At 67.4% G+C, this 26,314-nt stretch carries 28 protein-coding genes; 27 read left to right on the top strand and 1 reads right to left on the bottom strand.

The window, feature by feature from the left end:
• The first annotated feature begins 47 nt into the window (after window positions 1–47).
• The 12 genes from HCC61_RS07145 (at window position 48) to panD (ending at window position 17,140) form a co-directional block, all read left to right on the top strand.
• Window positions 48–947 (top strand): hypothetical protein, encoded by a 900-nt coding sequence (locus HCC61_RS07145; protein WP_169134362.1) that lies wholly within the window; start codon window positions 48–50, stop codon window positions 945–947.
• Between the two features lie 306 nt (window positions 948–1,253).
• A complete protein-coding gene (gene rplJ, locus HCC61_RS07140) occupies window positions 1,254–1,793 on the top strand; it encodes a 50S ribosomal protein L10 (RefSeq protein WP_169134361.1) in 540 nt (179 codons plus the stop codon).
• A 117-nt stretch (window positions 1,794–1,910) separates the two neighbouring features.
• Window positions 1,911–2,300 (top strand): 50S ribosomal protein L7/L12, encoded by a 390-nt coding sequence (gene rplL, locus HCC61_RS07135; protein ID WP_169134360.1) that lies wholly within the window; start codon window positions 1,911–1,913, stop codon window positions 2,298–2,300.
• A 496-nt stretch (window positions 2,301–2,796) separates the two neighbouring features.
• Complete coding sequence (gene rpoB, locus HCC61_RS07130) at window positions 2,797–6,282, top strand: DNA-directed RNA polymerase subunit beta (protein WP_169134359.1); 3,486 nt, start codon at window positions 2,797–2,799, stop codon at window positions 6,280–6,282.
• 126 nt (window positions 6,283–6,408) lie between these two features.
• Window positions 6,409–10,308, top strand: a complete 3,900-nt coding sequence (locus HCC61_RS07125) for a DNA-directed RNA polymerase subunit beta' (protein ID WP_169134577.1) — start codon at window positions 6,409–6,411, stop codon at window positions 10,306–10,308.
• An 87-nt stretch (window positions 10,309–10,395) separates the two neighbouring features.
• Window positions 10,396–10,935 carry a DUF1707 and DUF4190 domain-containing protein gene (locus HCC61_RS07120; protein ID WP_169134358.1) on the top strand — a complete coding sequence of 180 codons (540 nt, stop codon included), beginning with the start codon at window positions 10,396–10,398 and terminating at the stop codon, window positions 10,933–10,935.
• A 335-nt stretch (window positions 10,936–11,270) separates the two neighbouring features.
• Window positions 11,271–11,642 carry a 30S ribosomal protein S12 gene (gene rpsL / locus HCC61_RS07115; RefSeq protein WP_003948652.1) on the top strand — a complete coding sequence of 124 codons (372 nt, stop codon included), beginning with the start codon at window positions 11,271–11,273 and terminating at the stop codon, window positions 11,640–11,642.
• Between the two features lie 2 nt (window positions 11,643–11,644).
• Window positions 11,645–12,115: a 30S ribosomal protein S7 gene (rpsG, locus tag HCC61_RS07110; RefSeq protein WP_028433241.1), complete on the top strand. Its 471-nt coding sequence runs from the start codon at window positions 11,645–11,647 to the stop codon at window positions 12,113–12,115.
• A gap of 39 nt (window positions 12,116–12,154) precedes the next feature.
• The gene (gene fusA, locus HCC61_RS07105) at window positions 12,155–14,278 is read left to right on the top strand and encodes an elongation factor G (protein WP_169134357.1); all 2,124 of its coding nucleotides are present in this window, start codon (window positions 12,155–12,157) and stop codon (window positions 14,276–14,278) included.
• Window positions 14,279–14,498: 220 nt separating this feature from the next.
• Window positions 14,499–15,692, top strand: a complete 1,194-nt coding sequence (gene tuf / locus HCC61_RS07100) for an elongation factor Tu (protein WP_169134356.1) — start codon at window positions 14,499–14,501, stop codon at window positions 15,690–15,692.
• A gap of 207 nt (window positions 15,693–15,899) precedes the next feature.
• A complete protein-coding gene (locus tag HCC61_RS07095) occupies window positions 15,900–16,457 on the top strand; it encodes a YceI family protein (RefSeq protein ID WP_169134355.1) in 558 nt (185 codons plus the stop codon).
• Window positions 16,458–16,651: 194 nt separating this feature from the next.
• Window positions 16,652–17,140 carry an aspartate 1-decarboxylase gene (panD, locus tag HCC61_RS07090; RefSeq protein ID WP_169134354.1) on the top strand — a complete coding sequence of 163 codons (489 nt, stop codon included), beginning with the start codon at window positions 16,652–16,654 and terminating at the stop codon, window positions 17,138–17,140.
• A 67-nt stretch (window positions 17,141–17,207) separates the two neighbouring features.
• Here panD and HCC61_RS07085 read toward each other — a convergent pair whose 3' ends face one another.
• Window positions 17,208–18,179 (bottom strand): NADP-dependent oxidoreductase, encoded by a 972-nt coding sequence (locus HCC61_RS07085; RefSeq protein WP_206322153.1) that lies wholly within the window; start codon window positions 18,177–18,179, stop codon window positions 17,208–17,210.
• Between the two features lie 69 nt (window positions 18,180–18,248).
• Here HCC61_RS07085 and HCC61_RS07080 point away from each other — a divergent pair, with 69 nt between their 5' ends.
• From HCC61_RS07080 to rplE, 15 genes are all read left to right on the top strand, one after another.
• Complete coding sequence (locus HCC61_RS07080) at window positions 18,249–19,208, top strand: helix-turn-helix domain-containing protein (protein WP_169134353.1); 960 nt, start codon at window positions 18,249–18,251, stop codon at window positions 19,206–19,208.
• Window positions 19,209–19,620: 412 nt separating this feature from the next.
• Window positions 19,621–19,929, top strand: a complete 309-nt coding sequence (rpsJ, locus tag HCC61_RS07075; protein WP_016909683.1) for a 30S ribosomal protein S10 — start codon at window positions 19,621–19,623, stop codon at window positions 19,927–19,929.
• Between the two features lie 16 nt (window positions 19,930–19,945).
• Window positions 19,946–20,590, top strand: a complete 645-nt coding sequence (gene rplC / locus HCC61_RS07070) for a 50S ribosomal protein L3 (RefSeq protein WP_070008915.1) — start codon at window positions 19,946–19,948, stop codon at window positions 20,588–20,590.
• A gap of 9 nt (window positions 20,591–20,599) precedes the next feature.
• Window positions 20,600–21,259 (top strand): 50S ribosomal protein L4, encoded by a 660-nt coding sequence (gene rplD, locus HCC61_RS07065; RefSeq protein WP_169134352.1) that lies wholly within the window; start codon window positions 20,600–20,602, stop codon window positions 21,257–21,259.
• Window positions 21,259–21,591 carry a 50S ribosomal protein L23 gene (rplW, locus tag HCC61_RS07060; protein WP_169134351.1) on the top strand — a complete coding sequence of 111 codons (333 nt, stop codon included), beginning with the start codon at window positions 21,259–21,261 and terminating at the stop codon, window positions 21,589–21,591. Before rplD ends, rplW begins: the two co-directional genes overlap by 1 nt.
• 39 nt (window positions 21,592–21,630) lie before the next feature.
• Complete coding sequence (gene rplB, locus HCC61_RS07055; RefSeq protein ID WP_055485904.1) at window positions 21,631–22,467, top strand: 50S ribosomal protein L2; 837 nt, start codon at window positions 21,631–21,633, stop codon at window positions 22,465–22,467.
• Window positions 22,468–22,482: 15 nt separating this feature from the next.
• Window positions 22,483–22,764 (top strand): 30S ribosomal protein S19, encoded by a 282-nt coding sequence (gene rpsS, locus HCC61_RS07050; protein ID WP_028433864.1) that lies wholly within the window; start codon window positions 22,483–22,485, stop codon window positions 22,762–22,764.
• A gap of 43 nt (window positions 22,765–22,807) precedes the next feature.
• Window positions 22,808–23,155 carry a 50S ribosomal protein L22 gene (gene rplV, locus HCC61_RS07045; protein WP_055485902.1) on the top strand — a complete coding sequence of 116 codons (348 nt, stop codon included), beginning with the start codon at window positions 22,808–22,810 and terminating at the stop codon, window positions 23,153–23,155.
• Window positions 23,155–23,991 carry a 30S ribosomal protein S3 gene (gene rpsC, locus HCC61_RS07040; RefSeq protein ID WP_070017417.1) on the top strand — a complete coding sequence of 279 codons (837 nt, stop codon included), beginning with the start codon at window positions 23,155–23,157 and terminating at the stop codon, window positions 23,989–23,991. Before rplV ends, rpsC begins: the two co-directional genes overlap by 1 nt.
• Before the next feature lie 5 nt (window positions 23,992–23,996).
• Complete coding sequence (gene rplP, locus HCC61_RS07035; RefSeq protein ID WP_028433867.1) at window positions 23,997–24,416, top strand: 50S ribosomal protein L16; 420 nt, start codon at window positions 23,997–23,999, stop codon at window positions 24,414–24,416.
• Entirely contained in the window at window positions 24,416–24,640 is a 225-nt protein-coding gene (rpmC, locus tag HCC61_RS07030) for a 50S ribosomal protein L29 (protein WP_028433254.1), read from the top strand. The genes rplP and rpmC overlap by 1 nt, the downstream gene beginning before the upstream one ends.
• The gene (gene rpsQ, locus HCC61_RS07025; RefSeq protein WP_169134350.1) at window positions 24,640–24,927 is read left to right on the top strand and encodes a 30S ribosomal protein S17; all 288 of its coding nucleotides are present in this window, start codon (window positions 24,640–24,642) and stop codon (window positions 24,925–24,927) included. Before rpmC ends, rpsQ begins: the two co-directional genes overlap by 1 nt.
• Before the next feature lie 127 nt (window positions 24,928–25,054).
• Entirely contained in the window at window positions 25,055–25,423 is a 369-nt protein-coding gene (rplN, locus tag HCC61_RS07020; protein WP_027738919.1) for a 50S ribosomal protein L14, read from the top strand.
• 2 nt (window positions 25,424–25,425) lie between these two features.
• Window positions 25,426–25,749, top strand: a complete 324-nt coding sequence (rplX, locus tag HCC61_RS07015; RefSeq protein ID WP_028433869.1) for a 50S ribosomal protein L24 — start codon at window positions 25,426–25,428, stop codon at window positions 25,747–25,749.
• Window positions 25,749–26,312 carry a 50S ribosomal protein L5 gene (rplE, locus tag HCC61_RS07010; protein ID WP_169134349.1) on the top strand — a complete coding sequence of 188 codons (564 nt, stop codon included), beginning with the start codon at window positions 25,749–25,751 and terminating at the stop codon, window positions 26,310–26,312. Before rplX ends, rplE begins: the two co-directional genes overlap by 1 nt.
• The last annotated feature ends 2 nt before the right edge of the window (window positions 26,313–26,314 follow it).

Here is a 26,314-nt window from a genome sequence, read left to right as displayed (position 1 = left end):
GGGTCCTCCGCGTACATCTCAACAAATGGAAATTCAGGGGGAATCAGATGCGCCATGCCCGAATCGCCATGACTGCGGCCGGAGTTGTGATCGCCGCGGCCGGGCTCACCGCATGCGGCGGCAACTCCGGGGGCAGCGACTCCGGCGGCGGCTCGAAGGACGAGCAGGGCCTGTCGCCCGCGCAGGTGGCGATCACCGAGCTGGAGCAGGCTTCGAGGACGACGGAGCAGAAGAAGACCGCGAAGGTCGAGGGCGACCAGACGCAGGGCACTCCGCAGGGCAAGGTCTCGACGAAGACCGAGGGCGTCGTCGACTGGTCCGGTGGCGGCACCACCGCGGAGATGACCGTCACGCAGCAGGGTTCCGGCTCCGCCGCCCTGCCGACGAGCGGCAAGCCCATGGACGCGCGCTACACCGAGGACGCGATGTACGTGAACCTCGGTGACCGGTTCGCCTCGACCGCGGGCAAGGGCAAGCACTGGATGAAGTACGACTACGACAAGCTGGCCGAGCAGGCCGGCCCGTCGGGCGCTCTCATCAAGGACCAGATGCAGAACAACAACCCGGCCCGGTCGGTCGATCTGCTGCTGGCGAGCGGCAAGGTGAAGAAGGCCGGCTCCGAGACCGTCAAGGGCAAGAAGACCGACCACTACAGCGGCACCATCGAGGTCGCCGAGCTGGCCCGCATGCAGTCCAAGAAGCTCAGCGAGAAGGACCTCGACCAGCTCTCCGACCAGCTCAAGCAGCAGGGCTTCAAGAACGAGAAGGTCGACGTCTGGATCGACGGCCAGGACCTGCTGGTGAAGAAGCAGGAGCGCGCCAAGGGCAAGAACGGCGATCTGAACTCGACGGTCTTCTACTCGGACTACGGCACCGACGTCTCCGTCGAGGATCCCGCGGCCTCCGACACGGTGGCCTTCGAGGACGCCCTGCCCGGCAAGAGCTGACCGCCGGAGGCGACTGGCCGATCAGCATGCGGAAGGCCCTCCCCGGCACCGGATTTGGTGCGGGGGAGCGCTTTCGCGTAATCTCGTACGAAGCCAAAGACCGCTGGTCGTCGTCGTGCTCAGCCAAGAGGGCATGACGGCCGAAGGATCCGCTAGCAGCGGACGACCCGCGTAGGTGATGAGGAAGCTCCCGTGCGGCGCGATGCGTTGTCCCGGTAGAGCCACGCCCCATGCGCCTGCGCAGGGGCGTTTCGTCGTTCCAGCCCCTTCCGAGCGGTCTCATCACCCGGAAGGAGGCCGAGGCTCATGGCGAGGGAGCAGGTCGCGCCCGACAAGATCGCCGCCGTTGAGGAGATCACGAACAAGTTCCGTGACTCCAACGCCGCAGTGGTCACCGCATACACGGGGCTTTCGGTTGCCCAGCTCAAGAAGCTGCGCCGTTCGCTCGGTGAGGACGCCCAGTACCGCGTGGTGAAGAACACACTGACCAAGATCGCGGCCAACGAGGCCGGGATTAGCGAGCTCGACGAGTTCTTCACGGGCTCGTCGGCCGTCGCCTTCGTCACCGGTGACCCGGTAGCGGCGGCGAAGGGTCTCCGTGACTTCGCCAAGGAGAATCCCGCCCTGGTCATCAAGGGCGGCATCGTCGACGGCGCGCAGTACAGCGCCGCCGACCTCAACAAGCTCGCGGAGCTCGAATCCCGCGAGGTGCTGCTCGCCAAGCTGGCCGGCGGCATGAAGGCGTCCATGGCGAAGGCCGCGGCGACCTTCCAGGCCCCGCTGACGAAGTTCGCCCGTACCGCGGACGCGCTGCGCAGCAAGGTCGAGCAGGGCGGTGCCGAGTAATTCGGCTCCCGTCGAGGCCGGGCAGGCACGCACGCCCGGTCGCAGCGGGCTCGAAGTCTGACGAACCCGTCGATACGCACACACGGCACCAGCCGGACTAGTGGAAGGACCGCCACCATGGCGAAGCTCAGCCAGGACGAACTGCTCGAGCAGTTCAGTGACATGACCCTCATCGAGCTCTCCGAGTTCGTGAAGGCCTTCGAGGAGAAGTTCGACGTCGAGGCCGCCGCCCCGGCCGCCGTCGCCGTCGCCGCGCCCGGCCAGGGTGGCGGCGCCGCCGAGGAGGTCGAGGAGCAGGACGAGTTCGACGTCGTCCTCACCGGCGCCGGCGACAAGAAGATCCAGGTCATCAAGGTCGTGCGCGAGCTGACCTCCCTGGGTCTGAAGGAGGCCAAGGAGCTCGTGGACAGCACCCCGAAGCCGGTCCTCGAGAAGGTCGCGAAGGACGCCGCGGACAAGGCGAAGGAGTCCCTCGAGGGCGCCGGCGCCTCCGTCGAGGTCAAGTGATCACAGGGGTCGCGAAGACCCCTCAGCCAGGGGCGATCACCCAGCCGGGTGGTCGCCCTTCGGCGTCCTCGAAGCCCTCACGGAACCCCTCCGGACAGGCGGGTATGGTGATCTTCGCTGCCGTGGGGCCCTTGACGAACGGCACTTGGCGCGCAATTCTCTGGACGCGCCGTTCGCATCGATCCGGGTTCCGAGGCATGGATCGAGGACGAAGCGGGAAGTGTTGCGGCAAGCACGTTCCGCCCCGACGTATCGAGGCCGTCGGGACGGGCCGCGGCGGAGATGAACAACTAGGGGGGATCCCCTCCCGGAGGACAGATTGCCACCGGCTGGAGGCGGAGACCGGGACCGAGTCGGGTTCCGGAAATCTGCTCTGGACATCAGTGGGCCATGAGGCTACACTGACCCTTTGCGCTGCCTGTTAGCTGCTCCCTGCCCGTCACCAGGGGCCACCGGTATGCGCGCAGAGAGTCCGAGCCCTCGGAAGGACCCCCTCTTGGCCGCCTCGCGCACTGCCTCGACTGCCAATTCGAACAATGGCGCCAGCACCGCCCCGCTGCGTATTTCTTTTGCGAAGATCAAGGAACCTCTCGAGGTTCCCAACCTCCTTGCGCTCCAGACCGAGAGTTTTGACTGGCTGCTCGGCAACGAGGCCTGGAAGTCCCGGGTCGAGGCGGCGCTGGAGAGCGGAAACGACGTTCCGACGAAGTCCGGTCTGGAGGAGATCTTCGAGGAGATCTCCCCGATCGAGGACTTCTCCGGGTCGATGTCGCTGACTTTCCGCGATCACCGTTTCGAGCCTCCGAAGAACTCCATCGACGAGTGCAAGGAGCGCGACTTCACGTACGCGGCTCCGCTCTTCGTCACCGCCGAGTTCACCAACAACGAAACCGGCGAGATCAAGTCCCAGACCGTCTTCATGGGTGACTTCCCGCTGATGACGGACAAGGGCACGTTCGTGATCAACGGCACCGAGCGTGTCGTCGTCTCGCAGCTCGTCCGCTCGCCGGGTGTCTACTTCGACAGCTCCATCGACAAGACCTCCGACAAGGACATCTACTCCGCCAAGATCATTCCGTCCCGGGGTGCCTGGCTGGAGATGGAGATCGACAAGCGCGACATGGTCGGTGTGCGCATCGACCGCAAGCGCAAGCAGTCGGTGACCGTGCTTCTCAAGGCGCTCGGGTGGACGAACGAGCAGATCCTCGAGGAGTTCGGGCAGTACGAGTCGATGCGCGCCACCCTGGAGAAGGACCACACCCAGGGTCAGGACGACGCGCTGCTCGACATCTACCGCAAGCTGCGTCCCGGCGAGCCGCCGACTCGTGAGGCCGCGCAGACGCTGCTGGAGAACCTCTACTTCAACCCGAAGCGGTACGACCTGGCCAAGGTCGGCCGGTACAAGATCAACAAGAAGCTCGGCGGCGACGAGCCGCTGGACTCCGGCGTACTCACCACCGCCGACGTCATCGCGACGATCAAGTACCTGGTCAAGCTGCACGCGGGGGAGACCGAGTCGACCTCGGCCGAGGGCGACCAGATCGTCATCGAGACCGACGACATCGACCACTTCGGCAACCGCCGCCTGCGCAACGTCGGCGAGCTGATCCAGAACCAGGTCCGCACGGGTCTGGCCCGTATGGAGCGCGTCGTACGCGAGCGGATGACGACTCAGGACGTCGAGGCGATCACGCCGCAGACGCTGATCAACATCCGGCCTGTCGTCGCCTCCATCAAGGAGTTCTTCGGCACGAGCCAGCTGTCGCAGTTCATGGACCAGACGAACCCGATCTCGGGTCTCACCCACAAGCGCCGTCTGTCGGCGCTGGGTCCGGGTGGTCTGAGCCGTGAGCGGGCCGGCTTCGAGGTCCGTGACGTGCACCCCTCGCACTACGGCCGCATGTGCCCGATCGAGACGCCGGAAGGGCCGAACATCGGTCTGATCGGTTCGCTCGCCTCGTACGGGCGGGTCAACGCCTTCGGGTTCGTGGAGACGCCGTACCGCAAGGTGGTCGACGGTGTCGTCGGCGACGAGGTGCACTACCTGACGGCCGACGAGGAGGACCGCTTCGTCATCGCGCAGGCGAACGCGCCGCTCACCGAGGAGATGCGCTTCGCCGAGGACCGGGTGCTGATCCGCCGCCGCGGCGGCGAGGTCGACCTGATCCCGGGCGACGACGTGGACTACATGGACGTCTCGCCGCGCCAGATGGTGTCGGTCGCGACGGCGATGATCCCCTTCCTCGAGCACGACGACGCCAACCGCGCGCTCATGGGGTCGAACATGATGCGGCAGGCAGTGCCGCTCATCAAGGCCGAGTCGCCGCTGGTCGGCACCGGTATGGAGTACCGCTGCGCGGTCGACGCCGGTGACGTCATCAAGGCTGAGAAGGACGGTGTCGTCCAGGAGGTCTCCGCCGACTACGTCACGGTGGCCAACGACGACGGCACCTACACCACGTACCGCGTCGCGAAGTTCACCCGCTCCAACCAGGGCACCTCCTTCAACCAGAAGGTGCTCGTGGACGAGGGCTCGCGCGTGATCGAGGGCCAGGTCCTCGCCGACGGCCCGTCCACCGACGAGGGCGAGATGGCGCTCGGCAAGAACCTGCTGGTCGCCTTCATGCCCTGGGAGGGCTACAACTACGAGGACGCGATCATCCTCAGCCAGCGTCTGGTGCAGGACGACGTCCTCTCCTCGATCCACATCGAGGAGCACGAGGTCGACGCCCGTGACACCAAGCTCGGCCCCGAGGAGATCACCCGGGACATCCCGAACGTCTCCGAGGAGGTCCTCGCCGACCTCGACGAGCGCGGCATCATCCGCATCGGCGCCGAGGTCGAGGCGGGCGACATCCTGGTCGGCAAGGTCACGCCGAAGGGCGAGACGGAGCTGACCCCGGAGGAGCGCCTGCTGCGCGCGATCTTCGGTGAGAAGGCCCGCGAGGTCCGTGACACCTCCCTGAAGGTGCCGCACGGCGAGACCGGCAAGGTCATCGGCGTCCGCGTCTTCGACAGGGAAGAGGGCGACGAGCTGCCGCCGGGTGTGAACCAGCTGGTGCGCGTGTACGTGGCGCAGAAGCGGAAGATCACCGACGGCGACAAGCTCGCCGGCCGTCACGGCAACAAGGGCGTCATCTCCAAGATCCTTCCGGTCGAGGACATGCCGTTCCTGGAGGACGGCACCCCGGTCGACGTCATCCTCAACCCGCTCGGCGTCCCGTCCCGTATGAACCCGGGACAGGTGCTGGAGATCCACCTGGGCTGGCTCGCCTCCCAGGGCTGGAACGTCGCGGGCATCGACGAGGAGTGGTCGCGGCGCCTCCAGCAGATCGGCGCGGACGACGTCCCGTCCGGCACCAACGTGGCCACCCCGGTCTTCGACGGTGCGCGCGAGGACGAGATCGCCGGCCTCTTCCAGGCCACCGTGCCCAACAGGGACGGCGACCGGATGGTCCTGCCCTCCGGCAAGGCCCATCTGTTCGACGGGCGTTCCGGGGAGCCGTTCCCGGACCCGATCTCCGTCGGCTACATGTACATCCTCAAGCTGCACCACCTGGTCGACGACAAGCTCCACGCCCGCTCGACCGGCCCGTACAGCATGATCACCCAGCAGCCGCTGGGCGGTAAGGCACAGTTCGGTGGCCAGCGCTTCGGTGAGATGGAGGTGTGGGCCCTGGAGGCGTACGGCGCCGCGTACGCGCTTCAGGAGCTGCTCACCATCAAGTCCGACGACGTCACCGGCCGCGTGAAGGTCTACGAAGCCATCGTCAAGGGCGAGAACATCCCCGAGCCGGGCATCCCCGAGTCGTTCAAGGTGCTCATCAAGGAGATGCAGTCGCTCTGCCTCAACGTGGAGGTGCTGTCCTCGGACGGCATGTCCATCGAGATGCGTGACACGGACGAAGACGTCTTCCGCGCGGCGGAGGAGCTCGGTATCGACCTGTCCCGGCGCGAGCCGAGCAGCGTCGAAGAGGTCTGACGGGTCTGGCCGGGACGCGTTCGCCAGGCGTTCCGGCCTCCCCCTCGGCCCTGGGGGCCTGGAGGCGACCCCTCCAAACCCCGCTCAGACCATTCATCGACACGACCCTGAGAGGGATTGACGAGAGTGCTCGACGTCAACTTCTTCGACGAACTGCGGATCGGCCTTGCCACCGCTGACGACATCCGTCAGTGGTCGCACGGCGAGGTCAAGAAGCCGGAAACCATCAACTACCGCACCCTCAAGCCCGAGAAGGACGGACTCTTCTGCGAGAAGATCTTCGGTCCGACGCGGGACTGGGAGTGCTACTGCGGCAAGTACAAGCGCGTCCGCTTCAAGGGCATCATCTGTGAGCGCTGCGGTGTCGAGGTCACCCGCGCCAAGGTGCGCCGTGAGCGGATGGGCCACATCGAGCTTGCCGCGCCCGTCACGCACATCTGGTACTTCAAGGGCGTTCCGTCGCGCCTGGGCTACCTGCTGGACCTGGCTCCGAAGGACCTGGAGAAGGTCATCTACTTCGCGGCGTACATGATCACGTACGTCGACGAAGAGCGCCGCACGCGCGACCTGCCGTCCCTGGAGGCGCACGTCGGCGTCGAGCGCCAGCAGATCGAGCAGCGCCGCGACTCCGACCTGGAGGCGCGCGCCAAGAAGCAGGAGTCCGACCTGGCCGAGCTCGAGGCCGAGGGCGCCAAGGCGGACGTACGGCGCAAGGTGCGCGAGGGCGCCGAGCGCGAGATGAAGCAGCTCCGCGACCGTGCGCAGCGCGAGATCGACCGCCTCGACGAGGTGTGGTCCCGCTTCAAGAACCTCAAGGTCCAGGACCTGGAGGGCGACGAGCTGCTCTACCGCGAGCTGCGCGACCGCTTCGGGACCTACTTCGACGGCTCCATGGGCGCCGCTGCTCTTCAGAAGCGCCTGGAGACGTTCGACCTCGACGAGGAGGCGGAGCGGCTCCGCGAGATCATCCGTACCGGCAAGGGGCAGAAGAAGACCCGCGCGCTCAAGCGCCTCAAGGTCGTCTCCGCCTTCCTCCAGACCAGCAACAGCCCCAAGGGCATGGTGCTGGACTGCGTGCCGGTGATCCCGCCGGACCTGCGTCCGATGGTGCAGCTCGACGGTGGCCGCTTCGCGACCTCCGACCTGAACGACCTGTACCGCCGCGTCATCAACCGGAACAACCGCCTGAAGCGCCTTCTCGACCTCGGTGCGCCCGAGATCATCGTCAACAACGAGAAGCGGATGCTCCAGGAGGCCGTCGACGCGCTCTTCGACAACGGCCGCCGCGGCCGCCCCGTCACGGGTCCCGGCAACCGTCCGCTGAAGTCGCTGTCCGACATGCTCAAGGGCAAGCAGGGCCGCTTCCGGCAGAACCTGCTGGGCAAGCGCGTCGACTACTCGGCCCGTTCCGTGATCGTCGTCGGCCCGCAGCTGAAGCTGCACCAGTGCGGTCTGCCGAAGGCGATGGCGCTGGAGCTCTTCAAGCCGTTCGTGATGAAGCGCCTGGTGGATCTCAACCACGCGCAGAACATCAAGTCGGCGAAGCGCATGGTCGAGCGCGGCCGCACGGTCGTCTACGACGTGCTGGAGGAGGTCATCGCGGAGCACCCGGTGCTGCTCAACCGCGCACCGACGCTGCACCGCCTCGGCATCCAGGCCTTCGAGCCGCAGCTGGTCGAGGGCAAGGCCATTCAGATCCACCCGCTCGTGTGCACCGCGTTCAACGCGGACTTCGACGGTGACCAGATGGCCGTGCACCTGCCGCTGTCCGCGGAGGCGCAGGCCGAGGCCCGCATCCTGATGCTGTCCTCGAACAACATCCTCAAGCCGGCCGACGGCCGGCCGGTGACCATGCCGACGCAGGACATGGTGCTCGGGCTGTTCTTCCTCACCACCACCGAGGAGCAGCGCGAGACCATCGGCGACGGCCGGTCGTTCAACTCCACCGCCGAAGCGATCATGGCCTTCGACGCCGGGGAGCTCTCGCTCCAGGCGGAGGTCGACATCCGCTTCCCGATCGGCTCCGTGCCGCCGGCGGACTGGACGCCGCCGCTGCCCGAGCAGGGCGAGCCCGAGTGGCAGCCCGGCGACGGCTTCCGGCTGCGTACGACGCTGGGCCGCGCGCTCTTCAACGAGCTGCTGCCCGAGGAGTACCCGTACGTCGAGTACTCGGTCGGCAAGAAGGAGCTCTCCCAGATCGTCAACGACCTGGCCGAGCGCTACCCGAAGGTCACCGTGGCGGCGGCGCTGGACAACCTGAAGTCGGCCGGTTACTTCTGGGCGACCCGCTCCGGCGTCACCATCGCCATCTCGGACGTCGTCGTCCCCGACGCCAAGCCGGAGATCATCGCCGGCTACGAGGCGCAGGACGAGAAGGTCCAGAAGCAGTACGAGCGCGGTCTGATCACCAAGGACGAGCGCACGCAGGAGCTCATCGCGATCTGGACGAAGGCGACCAACGAGGTCTCCGAGGCGATGAGCGACAACTTCCCGAAGACGAACCCGATCTTCATGATGGTCGACTCGGGCGCCCGAGGGAACATGATGCAGATGCGTCAGATCGCCGGCATGCGCGGTCTGGTGTCCAACGCGAAGAACGAGACCATCCCGCGGCCCATCAAGGCGTCGTTCCGTGAGGGTCTCTCCGTGCTGGAGTACTTCATCTCCACGCACGGTGCCCGCAAGGGTCTCGCCGACACCGCTCTGCGTACCGCCGACTCCGGCTACCTGACGCGTCGTCTCGTCGACGTCTCGCAGGACGTGATCATCCGCGAGGAGGACTGCGGCACCGACCGCGGCCTCAAGCTGGAGATCGCGGCCAGGGGAGCGGACGACGTGCTGCGCAAGGCGGCGGACGTCGAGACCAGCGTGTACGCGCGCTGCCTCGCCGAGGACATCGTCGTCGACGGCAAGGTGCTGGCCCCGGCCGGCACCGACCTGGGCGACGTGCTCATCGACGAGCTCGTGCGGCACGGCGTGGAGACGGTCAAGACCCGCTCCGTGCTCACCTGCGAGTCGGCGGTCGGCACCTGCGCCATGTGCTACGGGCGTTCGCTGGCCACCGGCAAGCTGGTCGACATCGGCGAGGCCGTCGGCATCATCGCGGCCCAGTCGATCGGTGAGCCCGGCACCCAGCTGACGATGCGTACCTTCCACACCGGCGGTGTGGCCGGTGACGACATCACGCAGGGTCTGCCGCGTGTGGTCGAGCTCTTCGAGGCCCGTACGCCCAAGGGCGTCGCGCCGATCTCGGAGTCGGCCGGCCGGGTCCGCATCGAGGAGACGGAGAAGACCAAGAAGGTCGTCGTCACCCCGGATGACGGCTCGGACGAGACCTCGTACCCCGTCTCGAAGCGCGCCAGGCTGCTGGTGGGCGAGGGCGATCACGTCACCGTCGGCCAGGCGGTGACCGTGGGCGCCACCAACCCGCACGACGTGCTGCGCATCCTCGGCCAGCGTGCGGTCCAGGTGCACCTGGTCGGCGAGGTCCAGAAGGTCTACAACTCGCAGGGCGTCTCGATCCACGACAAGCACATCGAGATCATCATCCGGCAGATGCTGCGCCGCGTGACGATCATCGAGTCCGGCGACGCGGAGCTGCTGCCGGGCGAGCTCGTGGAGCGTACGAAGTTCGAGGGTGAGAACCGCAGGGTCGTGGCGGAAGGCGGCCACCCGGCCTCCGGCCGTCCGCAGCTGATGGGCATCACCAAGGCTTCGCTGGCGACCGAGTCGTGGCTGTCGGCGGCGTCCTTCCAGGAGACGACCAGGGTCCTCACGGACGCGGCGATCAACGCCAAGTCCGACTCCCTGATCGGCCTCAAGGAGAACGTCATCATCGGCAAGCTCATCCCGGCCGGTACGGGCCTGTCCCGCTACCGCAACATCCGGGTGGAGCCGACCGAGGAGGCCAAGGCGGCGATGTACTCGGCCGTCGGTTACGACGACATCGACTACTCGCCGTTCGGCACCGGCTCCGGCCAGGCGGTCCCGCTGGAGGACTACGACTACGGTCCGTACAACGCCTGACAGGGTCATAGCTCTGCTACAGAGGACGGCCGTCCCTACCGGGGCGGCCGTCCTCTGTGCATGATGTCGTGACAGGGGGTGGTGCGGATGCTCGCCGGGAACGCTGACCGGGACCGGGCGGGGGACGTGCTCAAGGCCGCTTTCGCGGAGGGCCGGCTGACAAAGGACGAGTACGACTACCGCGTGGGGCGTGCCGTGGCCGCCCGTACGGTCGAGGAGCTCCAGCAGCTGACGGGCGACGTGCCCAACGGGCCCAGCGCCGTGCCACCGACCTTCCAACGGCCTTCCGTGCAGGGGCAGTTGGTGCCCTTCCAGCCGCAGCCGCTCGCGCCGTACGCCTTTCCCCGGCGGCCGCACAACAGCACGGCGACGGCGGCGCTCGTCTGCGGCATCGGGGCGCCGGTGCTCTCGATGGTGACGGCCCCGATCGTGTACGGGCTCCACGCGCCGTACTTCTTCTGGCTCGGCGCTGCGCCCGGTGTGATCCTCGGGCACAAGGCGCGGGGCGAGGTCCGGCGTACGGGAGAGCGGGGCGAGGGCTCGGCGATGGCGGGGCTGGTGCTCTCGTATGTGGTGCTGGTGCTCAGTGGGCTCGTGACGATGCTGGTCGCCGTCTCCTCCTCCTGAGACGCTTCGACGACGGATGCGACGCGGATGCGACGCGGTCCCGAGAGGGCCTGCGGCCAGGGGCTTCTGCGGCCCGTGGGCAGCGCGGGGGCTTGTTTTGACCGGGGACGACGCGGTAGGTACGCTCTGACCTTGTGCCTGGGGTGCCCCCTGCGCTCTCGTAAGCGGTCAGACGCTCGGGAAGCGCGGACGGCGGCACCGGATCTGCATGCTTCTCACCTGAGGGGTATTTCGCTTCCGCGGGACTCTGCAGTCTTCGACACACCCGACCTCGTGGGTCGGGAGAGTGGCCCAGGTTAGCTTTACCGAGACGGCACACAGAAACCGGAGAAACGGTGCCTACGATCCAGCAGCTGGTCCGGAAAGGCCGGCAGGACAAGGTCGAGAAGAACAAGACGCCCGCACTCGAGGGTTCTCCTCAGCGCCGGGGCGTCTGCACGCGTGTTTTCACCACCACCCCGAAGAAGCCGAACTCGGCCCTGCGTAAGGTCGCGCGTGTGCGTCTGACCAGCGGGATCGAGGTCACAGCCTACATTCCGGGTGAGGGCCACAACCTCCAGGAGCACTCCATCGTGCTCGTGCGCGGCGGCCGTGTGAAGGACCTGCCGGGTGTTCGCTACAAGATCATCCGCGGCTCCCTCGACACGCAGGGCGTCAAGAACCGCAAGCAGGCTCGCAGCCGCTACGGCGCCAAGAAGGAGAAGTAAGCATGCCTCGTAAGGGCCCCGCCCCGAAGCGCCCGGTCATCATCGACCCGGTCTACGGTTCTCCTCTGGTGACCTCCCTGATCAACAAGGTGCTGCTGAACGGCAAGCGCTCCACCGCCGAGCGCATCGTGTACGGCGCCATGGAAGGCCTGCGGGAGAAGACCGGCAACGACCCGGTCATCACCCTCAAGCGCGCGCTGGAGAACGTGAAGCCGACCCTCGAGGTCCGCTCGCGGCGCGTCGGTGGCGCCACCTACCAGGTTCCGGTCGAGGTCCGCCCCGGCCGTTCCTCCACGCTCGCGCTGCGCTGGATCGTGGGTTACTCCCGCGCCCGCCGCGAGAAGACCATGACCGAGCGTCTGCTGAACGAGCTGCTCGATGCCTCCAACGGGCTCGGTGCCGCCGTGAAGAAGCGCGAGGACACTCACAAGATGGCCGAGTCCAACAAGGCCTTCGCGCACTACCGCTGGTAGTCGCAGACCCCATCGAGACCGAGAGAAGACTGAAGCCTTATGGCTACCACTTCACTTGACCTGGCCAAGGTCCGGAACATCGGGATCATGGCCCACATCGACGCGGGCAAGACGACGACCACCGAGCGGATCCTGTTCTACACCGGTCGGAGCTACAAGATCGGTGAGGTCCACGACGGCGCTGCCACGATGGACTGGATGGCCCAGGAGCAGGAGCGCGGCATCACGATCACGTCTGCCGCGACCACCACTCACTGGCCGCTCAACGACGTCGACTACACCATCAACATCATCGACACCCCCGGCCACGTCGACTTCACCGTCGAGGTGGAGCGTGCGCTGCGTGTGCTCGACGGTGCCGTGACGGTGTTCGACGGTGTGGCCGGCGTCGAGCCGCAGTCCGAGACCGTCTGGCGCCAGGCGGACCGGTACGGCGTTCCGCGCATCTGCTTCGTCAACAAGCTGGACCGCACCGGAGCGGAGTTCCACCGCTGCGTCGACATGATCGTGGACCGCCTCGGTGCGGTGCCGCTGGTCATGCAGATCCCGATCGGGACCGAGGCGGACTTCAAGGGCGTCGTCGACCTCGTCAGCATGAAGGCGATGGTCTGGTCGCCCGAGGCGAAGATGGGCGAGATGTACGACACCGTCGACATCCCGTCCACGCACGCCGAGGCCGCCGACGAGTGGCGCGGCAATCTGCTCGAGGCCGTCGCGGAGAACGACGAGGAGATGATGGAGCTCTACCTCGAGGGCCAGGAGCCCACCGAGGACCAGCTCTACGCGGCGATCCGCCGCATCACCCTCGCCTCCACCGGCGCCGAGGGCACCACCACGGTGACCCCGGTCTTCTGCGGAACGGCGTTCAAGAACAAGGGCGTTCAGCCCCTGCTCGACGCCATCGCCCGCTACCTCCCGTCCCCCCTGGACGTCGAGGCGATCGAGGGTCACTCCGTCAAGGACCCGGAAGAGGTCCTGAAGCGGAGGCCGACCGAGCAGGAGCCCATGTCGGCACTCGCGTTCAAGATCGCGAGCGACCCGCACCTGGGCAAGCTCACCTTCATCCGGGTCTACTCCGGCAGGCTGGTCACCGGCTCGCAGGTGATGAACTCGGTGAAGGGCAAGAAGGAGCGCATCGGCAAGATCTACCGGATGCACGCGAACAAGCGTGAGGAGATCGAGTCGGTGGGTGCCGGCGACATCGTCGCCGTCATGGGTCTCAAGCAGACCACCACCGGCGAGACCCTCTGCGACGCGGGCAACCCGGTGATCCTGGAGTCGATGGAGTTCCCGGCTCCCGTGATCGAGGTCGCGATCGAGCCCAAGTCCAAGGGCGACCAGGAGAAGTTGGGCGTCGCGATCCAGCGGCTGGCCGAGGAGGACCCGTCCTTCCAGGTCAAGACCGACGAGGAGACCGGCCAGACGATCATCGCGGGCATGGGCGAGCTGCACTTGGACGTGCTGGTCGACCGCATGAAGCGCGAGTTCAAGGTCGAGGCCAACGTCGGTAAGCCGCAGGTGGCGTACCGGGAGTCGCTCCGCAAGACGGTCGACAAGGTCGACTACACCCACAAGAAGCAGACCGGTGGTTCCGGTCAGTTCGCGAAGGTGCAGATCGCCGTCGAGCCGCTCGAGGGTGACGGCTACGAGTTCGTCAACCAGGTCACCGGTGGCCGCATCCCGCGGGAGTACATCCCGTCTGTGGACGCGGGCTGCCAGGAGGCCATGGAGTTCGGTGTGCTGGCGGGCTACCCGCTGACCGGCGTCCGCGTGACGCTGCTCGACGGTGCCTTCCACGACGTCGACTCCTCGGAGATGGCGTTCAAGATCGCCGGTTCCATGGCGTTCAAGGACGCTGCACGGAAGGCGAGTCCGGCGCTGCTGGAGCCGATGATGAAGGTCGAGGTCACGACGCCCGAGGAGTACATGGGCGACGTGATCGGCGACATCAACTCCCGTCGTGGCCAGGTTCAGTCCATGGACGACAGGGGCGGCGCCAAGCTCGTCACCGGCCTCGTCCCGCTGTCGGAGATGTTCGGTTACGTCGGAGACCTGCGCAGCAAGACCTCCGGCCGTGCCAACTACTCCATGCAGTTCGACTCCTACGCCGAAGTTCCCAAGAGCGTCGCCGAGGAGATCATCGCGAAGGCCAAGGGCGAGTAACACCGAGTTGCTCAACCCTTAGGCTGGAGCAAAGGCATTCGGGGCACTTCGGCACAGATCGTACGGCTCGTCCGTCGGCTGTGCCGGGTCCCCGGCGCCAGCCCCCCAAGCGAACTGGTCAAGGGCATCCCCCTCGGGGTCCTGACCGGTTCATAACGACCATCTGAACCCCTCCGCAGAATGTGGAGGGTGTACAGCACCAGTCCACAGGAGGACCCCAGTGGCGAAGGCGAAGTTCGAGCGGACTAAGCCGCACGTCAACATCGGCACCATCGGTCACATCGACCACGGTAAGACCACTCTTACCGCGGCGATCACCAAGGTGCTGCACGACAAGTACCCGGAGCTGAACGAGGCTTCCGCGTTCGAGAACATCGACAAGGCGCCCGAAGAGCGCCAGCGCGGAATCACGATTTCCATTGCTCACGTCGAGTACCAGACGGAGAACCGTCACTACGCTCACGTGGACTGCCCGGGTCACGCGGACTACATCAAGAACATGATCACCGGTGCCGCGCAGATGGACGGCGCCATCCTCGTGGTCGCCGCCACCGACGGCCCGATGCCGCAGACCAAGGAGCACGTCCTCCTGGCCCGCCAGGTCGGCGTCCCGTACATCGTGGTCGCCCTCAACAAGGCGGACATGGTGGACGACGAGGAGATCATGGAGCTCGTCGAGCTCGAGGTCCGTGAGCTGCTCTCCGAGTACGAGTTCCCGGGCGACGAGGTTCCGGTCGTCAAGGTCTCGGCGCTCAAGGCCCTTGAGGGCGACGCCGAGTGGGCCGACTCCATCGGCAAGCTCATGGACGCCGTCGACGACGCGATCCCGCAGCCGGAGCGCGACGTCGAGAAGCCGTTCCTGATGCCGATCGAGGACGTCTTCACGATCACCGGCCGCGGCACGGTCGTCACCGGCCGTATCGAGCGCGGTGTGCTGAAGGTCAACGAGAACGTCGACATCATCGGCATCAAGGAGACCAAGACCTCGACGACCGTCACCGGTATCGAGATGTTCCGCAAGCTCCTCGACGAGGGCCAGGCCGGTGAGAACGTCGGTCTGCTCCTCCGCGGCATCAAGCGCGAGGACGTCGAGCGCGGCCAGGTCATCATCAAGCCCGGCTCGGTCACTCCGCACACGGAGTTCGAGGGCCAGGCGTACATCCTGTCGAAGGACGAGGGCGGTCGGCACACCCCGTTCTTCAACAACTACCGCCCGCAGTTCTACTTCCGTACCACCGACGTGACCGGCGTCGTGACCCTCCCCGAGGGCACCGAGATGGTCATGCCGGGCGACAACACCGAGATGAGCGTCCAGCTCATCCAGCCCGTCGCCATGGAAGAGGGCCTGAAGTTCGCCATCCGTGAGGGTGGCCGTACGGTGGGCGCCGGTCAGGTCACGAAGATCATCAAGTGACCTGGACGCCTTGAGCGTTGCCCGGCTGCGAGGCCGGGGGAGAGGGCCCGTGCGACTCCGGTCGTACGGGCCCTCTGTGCTGTGCGGAGCGGCTGTGCGGAGCGGCGAGCACGGGCGAGCGGAGACTGTGACCGGCGAGGAATAGTTCAGCATTCAACGAGGTTGGTGCCGGAGCAAGCACAGCACCGTGACCCTTGGAGGACTGCCATGACGACTGCCGGCGACTACGCCAAGCTGACCGGGGAGTACGCCCTCGACCCCACCCACACCCGCATCGGCTTCGTCGCACGCCACGCGATGGTGACCAAGGTCCGCGGTGCGTTCAACGACTTCACCGGCACCGCCCACATCGACGGCGAGAACCCCGAGCGGTCGTCCGTGGAGCTGGTCATCAAGGCCGAGAGCATCGACACCCGCAACCCGGACCGGGACGCGCACCTGCGCAGCAACGACTTCCTGAAGATGGACGAGTACCCGGAGATCACCTTCCGGTCGACGGGCGTCAAGCAGAGCGGCGAGGGCGCCTTCGACGTCACCGGCGACCTCACGGTCAAGGGGGTCACGCGCTCGGTGACCGTCCCGTTCAGCTACGAGGGCCAGGCCACCGACCCGTTCGGAAACAGCCGGATCGGCCTCGAAGGCAGCACCACGATCAACCGCCAGGACTTCGGCGTCAGTTGGAACGCCGCACTGGAGACGGGCGGCCTCCTGGTGAGCGACAAGGTGACGCTCGAATTCGAGGTCTCGGCCATCAAGGAGGGCTGACCGCGGCGCGCGAGTCACACCGGGCCCATGCCGTGAGCGATCAGGGATCACGGCATGGGCCCGGGTGCGTACGGACCAGGTCGCGGCGGCAACCGTATTCGTCGGTCGGGCCGTCGCGCGGGACCCCATACGATGGACGGGCCGGCGCGCACCCCGCCCTCGGGGGCGCGACCCTCTTCGCCCAGGAGTGACGCATGCAGCGCACCATGCTCAAGTCCAAGATCCACCGGGCCACCGTGACCGAGGCTGATCTGCACTACGTGGGGTCGGTCACCGTGGACGCCGAACTCATGGACGCCGCCGACCTGTTGCCCGGCGAGCTCGTCCACATCGTCGACATCACCAACGGCTCGCGCCTGGAGACGTACGTCATCGAGGGCGAGCGCGGCTCGGGCGTCATCGGCATCAACGGGGCGGCGGCGCATCTCGTGCACCCCGGCGACCTGGTGATCCTGATCGGCTACGCACAGGTCGACGACGCGGAGGCGCGGGCGCTGCGGCCCTCGGTGGTGCACGTCGACGCGGACAACCGGATCGTGGGGCTGGGCGCCGACGCGTCGGAGCCGGTGCCCGGCGGCGGGACGTACGGCGGCACCGGGACGGTACGCGGGCCGCGCGCAGTCGTGGCGCCCCGGCCCCGGGAGTCCGCAGCGTCCGCATCGCCGTCCTCTGCGGTGGGCTGACTCAGCCAGCAGCCAGCAGCCAGCAGCCAGCAGCCAGCAGCCAGCAGCCAGCAGCCGGGCGTCCCGCTCAGCCGAGGTCGAGCACCAGCTTCCCGGCGGTGCGGCCGGTCTCTCCGGCTTCGTGCGCCTTCGCCGCGTCCGCCAGCGGGAATGTGCCCGCGACGACCGCGCTGAGCCGGCCCGTCTGCGCGAGCGCGGCGACGGCGCTCATGCCTGCCTGGTCGGCCTCGACGAGCATCACCTCGCCGCGCAGGCCGAGCCGCGCCGCCTCCTCCGCCAGCGCGTCGGGCTTCTCGAGGAGGATCGAGACCAGCGTGCCGCCGGGGCGGAGCGTACGCAGCGAGCGCGTGCGGTGCTCGGCGCCGCCGATGGTGTCGAACACGACGTCCATGTCGCGTGCCGCCTCGGCGAAGTCGGTCTCGCGGTAGTCGATCAGCTCGTCCGCGCCCAGTCCGCGCAGCATCTCGTGCTTGCCGGAGCTGGCCGTGCCCGTCACGTGCGCGCCCCTTGCCTTGGCGATCTGCACGGCGAGATGTCCGACGCCGCCGGCCGCCGCGTGAATCAGCACCCGCTGCCCGGCACGCAGGTCCGCGGTGTCGACGAGCGCCTGCCAGGCGGTCAGTGCGGCGAGGGGCAGCGCGCCCGCCTGGACGTGGCTGAGCTGCTCGGGCTTACGCACCAGCGCACGCGCCGGTGCGAGGACGTACTCGGCGTGCGACCCCACGCCGTACGGATAGGGCAGCATCCCGAACACCTCGTCGCCGGGCTTGTGCACGGTCACGCCCAGCCCCGTGGCCTCGACGACCCCGGAGACGTCCCAGCCGAGGACGAACGGCGGGGTACCCAGGAAGCCTCCGTGCCGCCGGTGCTTCCAGTCCGTCGGGTTGACGCCCGCGGCGTGCACCTTGACGAGGACCTGGCTGGGGCCCGGCTGCGGCCGTTCCAGTTCCACTTCCTTCAGTACGGCGGGCTCGCCCAGCTCGTCCTGGCTGATGGCGCGCATGACGCTCGTGGCGCCCGATGTGTCGGTTTGTGTCATGAGTCAAGGCTGTCCTGACCCGTCGCACTCGGCAATGGCAGGATTGCCAGCATTCGCTAGGATCGTGCCATGCATCGCGTGGTGGTCCTGGCCCTGGACGGCGTCTACCCCTTCGAACTCGGCATCCCTCACCGGGTGTTCGGGTCGGCCGACGGCCGCTACGAGGTGGTCACGTGCAGCGTGGACGGACGTCCCGTACCGAGCGATTCCGACTTCGCGGTGGAGGTCGGGCACGGCCCGGACGCGCTCACCACCGCGGACACGGTGGTGATCCCTCCCTTCGACCTGCGGCAGGCCACGGCCGAGCTTCCCGAACGGGTCCTCCAAGCCTTCGAGCTGATCCCGCCCGGCGCCCGCACGGTGTCCATCTGCACGGGTGCCTTCGCGCTCGCCGCGACCGGGCGCCTCGACGGCCGCAGGGCCACCACGCACTGGGCGCTGGCCGCGGAATTCCGGCGCCTGTTTCCCGCCGTCGCGCTCGATGCGGACGTGCTGTTCATCGACGACGGGGATGTGCTGACCTCGGCCGGCGCGGCCTCGGGTGTCGACGTCTGCCTTCACGTCGTACGCAAGGACCACGGCGCCGAGCTGGCGAACCGGGTTGCCCGCTTCTGCGTCGTCCCGCCGTGGCGGGAGGGCGGTCAGGCGCAGTACATCGAGCACCCCGTCCCCGAGGGCCCGGCGGAAGGCACGTCCGCGACCCGCCAGTGGGCGCTGGAGCGGCTCCATCTGCCGCTGACGCAGGCCGACTTGGCGGGGCACGCGCAGATGAGCCTGCGCACGTTCGCCCGGCGGTTCCGCGACGAGGTGGGGATGAGCCCCGGCCGGTGGGTCATCCAGCAGCGCGTGGTCAGGGCCCGTCATCTGCTGGAGAGCAGCGAACTGTCCGTCGACCAGGTCGCGTCCCGGTCCGGTTTCGCGACCGCTGCCTCACTGCGCCAGCACCTTCAGGCGGCGATCGGGGTCTCACCGCTCGCGTACCGGCGCACGTTCCGTACAGCCGATCCTGTTCAGACGCCGACGGCATGAGTCATGTCCCGTGCGGTGCGCCGATGCAGGCCGGGGCGGGGGCGAAGAGCCCCGCGGTTACGGTGACCGGGGCCGATTGGCACCAGTCAAACGCCTTGTGGCACACTGTCCAGGTTGCTCGGTTGAGTGCCGATGCTGTGCGCCTCCCGCCGGGAGGACCGGAAGCGAGTCCCAGCGTATTCGTCGCTCCTTATCAGGAGCGGAAGTACGGGAATCTTCCGGGAAGTGCAGGAGGGGCTTCCAGCCAGGCACCCGGTGGGTCCGTACCCCCGACTCCTTTCTCTCGAGAGAAACCTCCGTGGTTCATTGCGAGAAGGGGTACGACACGCCCGACCGCGTGGGTCGGCGGAGTCGAGGAGGACGGCACCCATGGGTTCCAGAGCGTTACGAGAGACAGGACTACGAAGTAGCCATGGCGGGACAGAAGATCCGCATCCGGCTCAAGGCCTATGACCACGAGGTCATCGACAACTCGGCCAAGAAGATCGTCGAGACGGTGACGCGCACTGGCGCGTCGGTCGCAGGCCCGGTGCCGCTGCCCACTGAGAAGAACGTGTACTGCGTCATCAAGTCGCCGCACAAGTACAAGGACGCGCGCGAGCACTTCGAGATGCGCACCCACAAGCGTCTGATCGACATCCTCGACCCGACGCCCAAGACCGTTGACTCGCTGATGCGCCTGGACCTCCCGGCCGGCGTCGACATCGAGATCAAGCTCTGAGGGGTGCGGGAAGAAGATGGCTAAGCAGATCAAGGGCGTCCTGGGCGAGAAGCTCGGCATGACGCAGGTCTGGGACGACAAGAACCGCGTCGTCCCCGTGACCGTCGTCAAGGCCGGGCCCAACGTCGTCACCCAGGTCCGCACCGCAGACAAGGACGGCTACGAAGCCGTTCAGATCGCCTTCGGCGAGATCGACCCGCGCAAGGTGAACAAGCCCCTCAAGGGCCACTTCGCCAAGGCCGACGTCACTCCCCGCCGGCACCTCGTCGAGCTGCGCACCTCCGACGCCGGCGAGTACAGCCCCGGCCAGGAGATCAACGCCGACACCTTCGAGGCCGGCGGCAAGGTGGACGTGACGGGCAAGTCCAAGGGCAAGGGCTTCGCCGGCGGCATGAAGCGCCACGGCTTCCGCGGCGGCAAGGCCTCCCACGGTGCGCACCGCATCCACCGCAAGCCCGGTGCCATCGGCGGCTGTGCCACGCCCGGTCGTGTCTTCAAGGGCACGCGGATGCCCGGCCGCATGGGCAACGAGCGGGTCACCACCCAGAACCTGACCGTCCATGCCGTTGACGCGGAGAAGGGCCTGCTGCTCATCAAGGGCGCTGTCCCGGGTCCGAACGGCGGCCTCGTCCTGGTCCGCACCGCGGCCAAGGGGGCCTGAGGTTAAACCATGACTACCGTTGACATCCTTTCGCCCGCCGGCAAGAAGGACGGCTCCGTCGAGCTCCCCACGGAGATCTTCGACGCGCAGGTCAGCGTTCCGCTGATCCACCAGGTCGTCGTCGCACAGCTGGCCGCTGCCCGCCAGGGCACGCACAAGACCAAGACCCGCGGCGAGGTCCGCGGCGGCGGCAAGAAGCCGTACCGCCAGAAGGGCACCGGCCGCGCCCGTCAGGGCTCGACGCGCGCTCCGCAGTTCGCCGGCGGTGGCATCGTGCACGGTCCCGTGCCGCGCGACTACTCGCAGCGGACGCCGAAGAAGATGAAGGCCGCCGCGCTGCGCGGTGCCCTCTCGGACCGCGCCCGCCACGGCCGTGTGCACGTCGTCTCGGGCGTCGTGGAGAGCGAGGTCTCCACGAAGGCCGCGAAGACGCTGCTGGGCAAGATCAGCGAGCGCAAGCACGTGCTGCTGATCGCCGAGCGCGACGACCAGTCCTCCTGGCTGTCCGCGCGGAACCTGCCCCAGGTCCACATCCTGGAGCCGGGCCAGCTGAACACCTACGACGTGCTCGTCTCGGACGACGTGGTCTTCACCAAGGCCGCCTTCGAGTCCTTCGTGGCCGGCCCGCAGAAGGCCGCCACCGCACAGCTCGAAGGGAGCGAAGCCTGATGAGCGAGGCCACCTCCGCGCAGGCCCCCAGCAAGTCGTTCACGGACCCCCGGGACATCTTGATCAAGCCCGTGGTCTCCGAGAAGAGCTACGCGCTGCTGGACGAGAACAAGTACACCTTCATCGTCGACCCGCGCGCCAACAAGACCCAGATCAAGCAGGCCGTCGAGGCGGTCTTCTCGGTCAAGGTCAGCGGGGTCAACACGATCAACCGGCAGGGCAAGCGCAAGCGCACCCGCACCGGTTACGGCAAGCGCGCCGACACCAAGCGCGCCATCGTGACCCTGGTCGAGGGCGACCGCATCGACATCTTCGGCGGCCCGGTCTCCTGACGGAGACAGGACCGTCCGATATCGGACGAGGACTGAGAAATGGGTATCCGCAAGTACAAGCCGACGACTCCGGGCCGTCGTGGCGCCAGTGTCGCCGACTTCGTCGAGATCACGCGGTCCACGCCGGAGAAGTCACTGGTCCGCCCGCTGCACAGCAAGGGCGGCCGTAACAACGCCGGTCGTGTGACCGCTCGCCACCAGGGCGGCGGCCACAAGCGCGCCTACCGCGTGATCGACTTCCGTCGTCACGACAAGGACGGCGTGCCTGCCAAGGTCGCGCACATCGAGTACGACCCGAACCGCACCGCGCGCATCGCGCTGCTGCACTACGCCGACGGCGAGAAGCGCTACATCCTCGCGCCGGCCGGCCTGTCGCAGGGCAGCCGCGTGGAGAACGGTCCGGGTGCCGACATCAAGCCGGGCAACAACCTCGCGCTGCGCAACATCCCCGTCGGTACGACGATCCACGCCATCGAGCTGCGGCCCGGCGGCGGCGCCAAGTTCGCCCGCTCCGCGGGTGCTTCGGTGCAGCTGCTGGCGAAGGAGGGCCGCATGGCCCACCTCCGCATGCCGTCCGGTGAGATCCGCCTGGTCGACGTCCGCTGCCGCGCCACCGTCGGCGAGGTCGGCAACGCCGAGCAGTCGAACATCAACTGGGGCAAGGCCGGCCGCATGCGCTGGAAGGGCGTTCGCCCGACCGTCCGCGGTGTGGTCATGAACCCGATCGACCACCCGCACGGTGGTGGTGAGGGTCGTACCTCCGGTGGCCGCCACCCGGTTTCGCCGTGGGGTCAGAAGGAGGGGCGTACGCGCTCGCCGAAGAAGGCCAGCAACAAGTACATCGTCCGCCGCCGCAAGACGAACAAGAAGCGCTAGGAGGCGGGTCTTTAGATGCCGCGCAGTCTCAAGAAGGGGCCCTTCGTCGACGACCACCTGACAAAGAAGGTGGACGCGCAGAACGAGGCCGGCTCCAAGAACGTCATCAAGACCTGGTCCCGCCGCTCCATGATCGTCCCGGCCATGCTCGGCCACACGATCGCGGTGCACGACGGCCGCAAGCACGTCCCGGTGTTCGTCACCGAGTCGATGGTCGGCCACAAGCTCGGCGAGTTCGCGCCGACCCGCACCTTCCGCGGCCACGTCAAGGACGACCGCAAGTCGCGTCGTCGCTGATGGCGGGGTGTGAAGACCTATGACTGACACCGAAGGGACAACCATGGAAGCCAGGGCCTCAGCGCGCTATGTGCGCGTCACGCCCATGAAGGCCCGCCGGGTGGTGGACCTCGTCCGTGGCTTGCCTGCCACGGAGGCTCAGGCGGTCCTGCGCTTCGCACCGCAGGCCGCAAGCGTGCCGGTGGGCAAGGTGCTGGACAGCGCCATCGCCAACGCCGCACACAACTATGACCACACGGACGCCGACAGCCTCTTCATCTCCGAGGCGTACGTCGACGAGGGCCCGACCCTGAAGCGTTTCCGTCCGCGCGCCCAGGGCCGCGCCTACCGGATCCGCAAGCGGACGAGCCACATCACCGTGGTCGTGAGCAGCAAGGAAGGAACCCGGTAATGGGCCAGAAGGTAAACCCGCACGGGTTCCGCCTCGGCATCACCACGGACTTCAAGTCGCGCTGGTACGCCGACAAGCTCTACAAGGACTACATCAAGGAAGACGTCGCGATCCGCAAGATGCTCACGCAGGGCATGGAGCGGGCCGGCATCTCCAAGGTGGAGATCGAGCGCACCCGTGACCGCGTACGTGTCGACGTGCACACCGCACGTCCCGGCATCGTCATCGGCCGCCGCGGCGCCGAGGCCGACAGGCTCCGGGGCAACCTGGAGAAGCTGACCGGCAAGCAGATCCAGTTCAACATCCTCGAGGTCAAGAACCCCGAGACGGATGCGCAGCTGGTGGCACAGGCCGTCGCCGAGCAGCTGTCCTCCCGCGTCTCCTTCCGTCGTGCCATGCGCAAGAGCATGCAGACGACGATGAAGGCCGGCGCGAAGGGCATCAAGATCCAGTGCGGTGGCCGCCTCGGCGGCGCCGAGATGTCCCGCTCGGAGTTCTACCGCGAGGGCCGCGTGCCCCTGCACACGCTCCGCGCGAACGTCGACTACGGCTTCTTCGAGGCCAGGACCACCTTCGGCCGTATCGGCGTGAAGGTCTGGATCTACAAGGGTGACGTCAAGAACATCGCTGAGGTCCGCGCCGAGAACGCCGCCGCACGTGCGGGCAACCGCCCGTCCCGCGGTGGCGGCAGCGACCGCCCCCGTCGTGGTGGCGAGCGCGGCGGCCGCGGCCGCAAGCCGCAGCAGCAGAACGCACCCGCCGAGGCCCCCAAGGCCGAGGCGGCGGCGCCCGCCGCTGCGGCCGCAGAGCCCGGCGCTGCCGGGAAGGAGGGCTGACCGCCATGCTTATCCCGCGCAGGGTCAAGCACCGTAAGCAGCACCACCCGAAGCGCACGGGCATGGCCAAGGGTGGCACCGAGGTCTCGTTCGGCGAGTACGGCATCCAGGCCGTCACCGCGGCGTACGTGACGAACCGGCAGATCGAGGCAGCTCGTATCTCCATGACCCGTCACATCAAGCGTGGCGGCAAGGTGTGGATCAACATCTACCCGGACCGCCCGCTGACGAAGAAGCCCGCCGAGACCCGCATGGGCTCCGGCAAGGGCTCTCCGGAGTGGTGGGTCGCGAACGTCAAGCCGGGACGGGTGATGTTCGAGCTGTCCTACCCGAACGAGAAGATTGCCAAGGAGGCGCTCACACGCGCCGCCCACAAGCTTCCGATGAAGTGCCGGATCGTTCGGCGCGAGGCAGGTGAGTCGTGATGGCGGCCGGGACGAAGGCCTCCGAGCTGCGTGAGCTGGGCGACGAGGAGCTTCTCGGCAAGCTTCGCGAGTCCAAGGAAGAGCTGTTCAACCTCCGCTTCCAGGCGGCGACCGGGCAGTTGGAGAACCACGGCCGGCTCAAGGCCGTGCGCAAGGACATCGCCCGGATCTACACCCTGATGCGTGAGCGTGAGCTGGGCATCGAGACGGTGGAGAGCGCCTGATGAGCGAGACGAATGTGACTGAGGCAGCAACCAAGGAGCGCGGTTTCCGCAAGACCCGCGAGGGTCTGGTCGTCAGCGACAAGATGGACAAGACCGTCGTCGTCGCCGTCGAGGACCGCGTCAAGCACGCGCTGTACGGCAAGGTCATCCGCCGTACCAACAAGCTCAAGGCGCACGACGAGCAGAACGCCGCCGGGGTCGGCGACCGCGTACTCCTCATGGAGACCCGGCCGCTGTCCGCGACCAAGCGCTGGCGCATCGTCGAGATTCTTGAGAAGGCGAAGTAGGCAGTTCCGGAACGGAATTGGCTTGGCAATCAGCCTGGGGACCTCCCAGGACAGTTCCGCCAGGCTCGGCAGGGCACGCCCGAGGGTGTGACCCTGCCGGGAACCGGCAGACGATCAGGAGATAGACGTGATCCAGCAGGAGTCCCGGCTGCGCGTCGCCGACAACACGGGTGCGAAAGAGATTCTCACCATCCGTGTGCTCGGCGGCTCGGGCCGGCGCTACGCGGGCGTCGGTGACGTCATTGTCGCTACCGTCAAGGACGCGATCCCGGGTGGGAACGTGAAGAAGGGCGACATCGTCAAGGCCGTCATCGTGCGCACCGTCAAGGAGCGCCGCCGGCCCGACGGCTCGTACATCCGCTTCGACGAGAACGCCGCGGTCATCCTCAAGAACGACGGCGACCCCCGCGGCACCCGCATCTTCGGCCCTGTCGGCCGGGAGCTGCGCGAGAAGAAGTTCATGAAGATCATCTCGCTCGCGCCGGAGGTGCTGTGACGATGAAGATCAAGAAGGGCGACCTGGTCCAGGTCATCACCGGCAAGGACAAGGGCAAGCAGGGCAAGGTCATCGTGGCCTACCCCCGCGAGGACCGCGTCCTGGTCGAGGGCGTGAACCGGGTCAAGAAGCACACCAAGGCCGGCCAGACCGCTCGTGGTTCGAAGACGGGCGGCATCGTGACGACCGAGGCTCCGGTCCACGTGAGCAACGTGCAGCTCGTGGTGGAGAAGGACGGCAAGAAGGTCGTCACCCGCGTCGGGTACCGCTTCGACGACGACGGCAACAAGATCCGCGTTGCCAAGCGGACCGGTGAGGACATCTGATGACGACTGCCACCACTGAAGCACCGCGCCTCAAGCAGCGCTACCGCTCCGAGATCAAGGGCAAGCTGCAGGACGAGTTCAAGTACGAGAACGTCATGCAGGTGCCCGGTCTCACCAAGATCGTGGTCAACATGGGTGTGGGCGACGCCGCCCGCGACTCCAAGCTGATGGACGGTGCCATCCGGGACCTCGCCACGATCACCGGCCAGAAGCCGGCGGTGACCAAGGCCCGCAAGTCCATCGCGCAGTTCAAGCTGCGTGAGGGCATGCCGATCGGCGCGCACGTCACGCTGCGCGGCGACCGCATGTGGGAGTTCCTGGACCGCCTGCTCTCCCTCGCGCTGCCGCGCATCCGCGACTTCCGCGGACTGTCGTCGAAGCAGTTCGACGGGCGGGGCAACTACACCTTCGGTCTCACGGAGCAGGTCATGTTCCACGAGATCGACCAGGACAAGATCGACCGGGTCCGGGGCATGGACATCACCGTGGTCACCACGGCGACCAGCGACGACGAGGGTCGTTCCCTGCTTCGTCACCTCGGCTTCCCGTTCAAGGAGAACTGACC

The organism is Streptomyces sp. HNM0575, assembly GCF_012726265.1.
Lineage (GTDB): Bacteria > Actinomycetota > Actinomycetes > Streptomycetales > Streptomycetaceae > Streptomyces.
The sequence above is the reverse complement of the archived record's forward strand: the minus strand, read 5'-3'. Positions and strand labels throughout refer to the sequence as shown.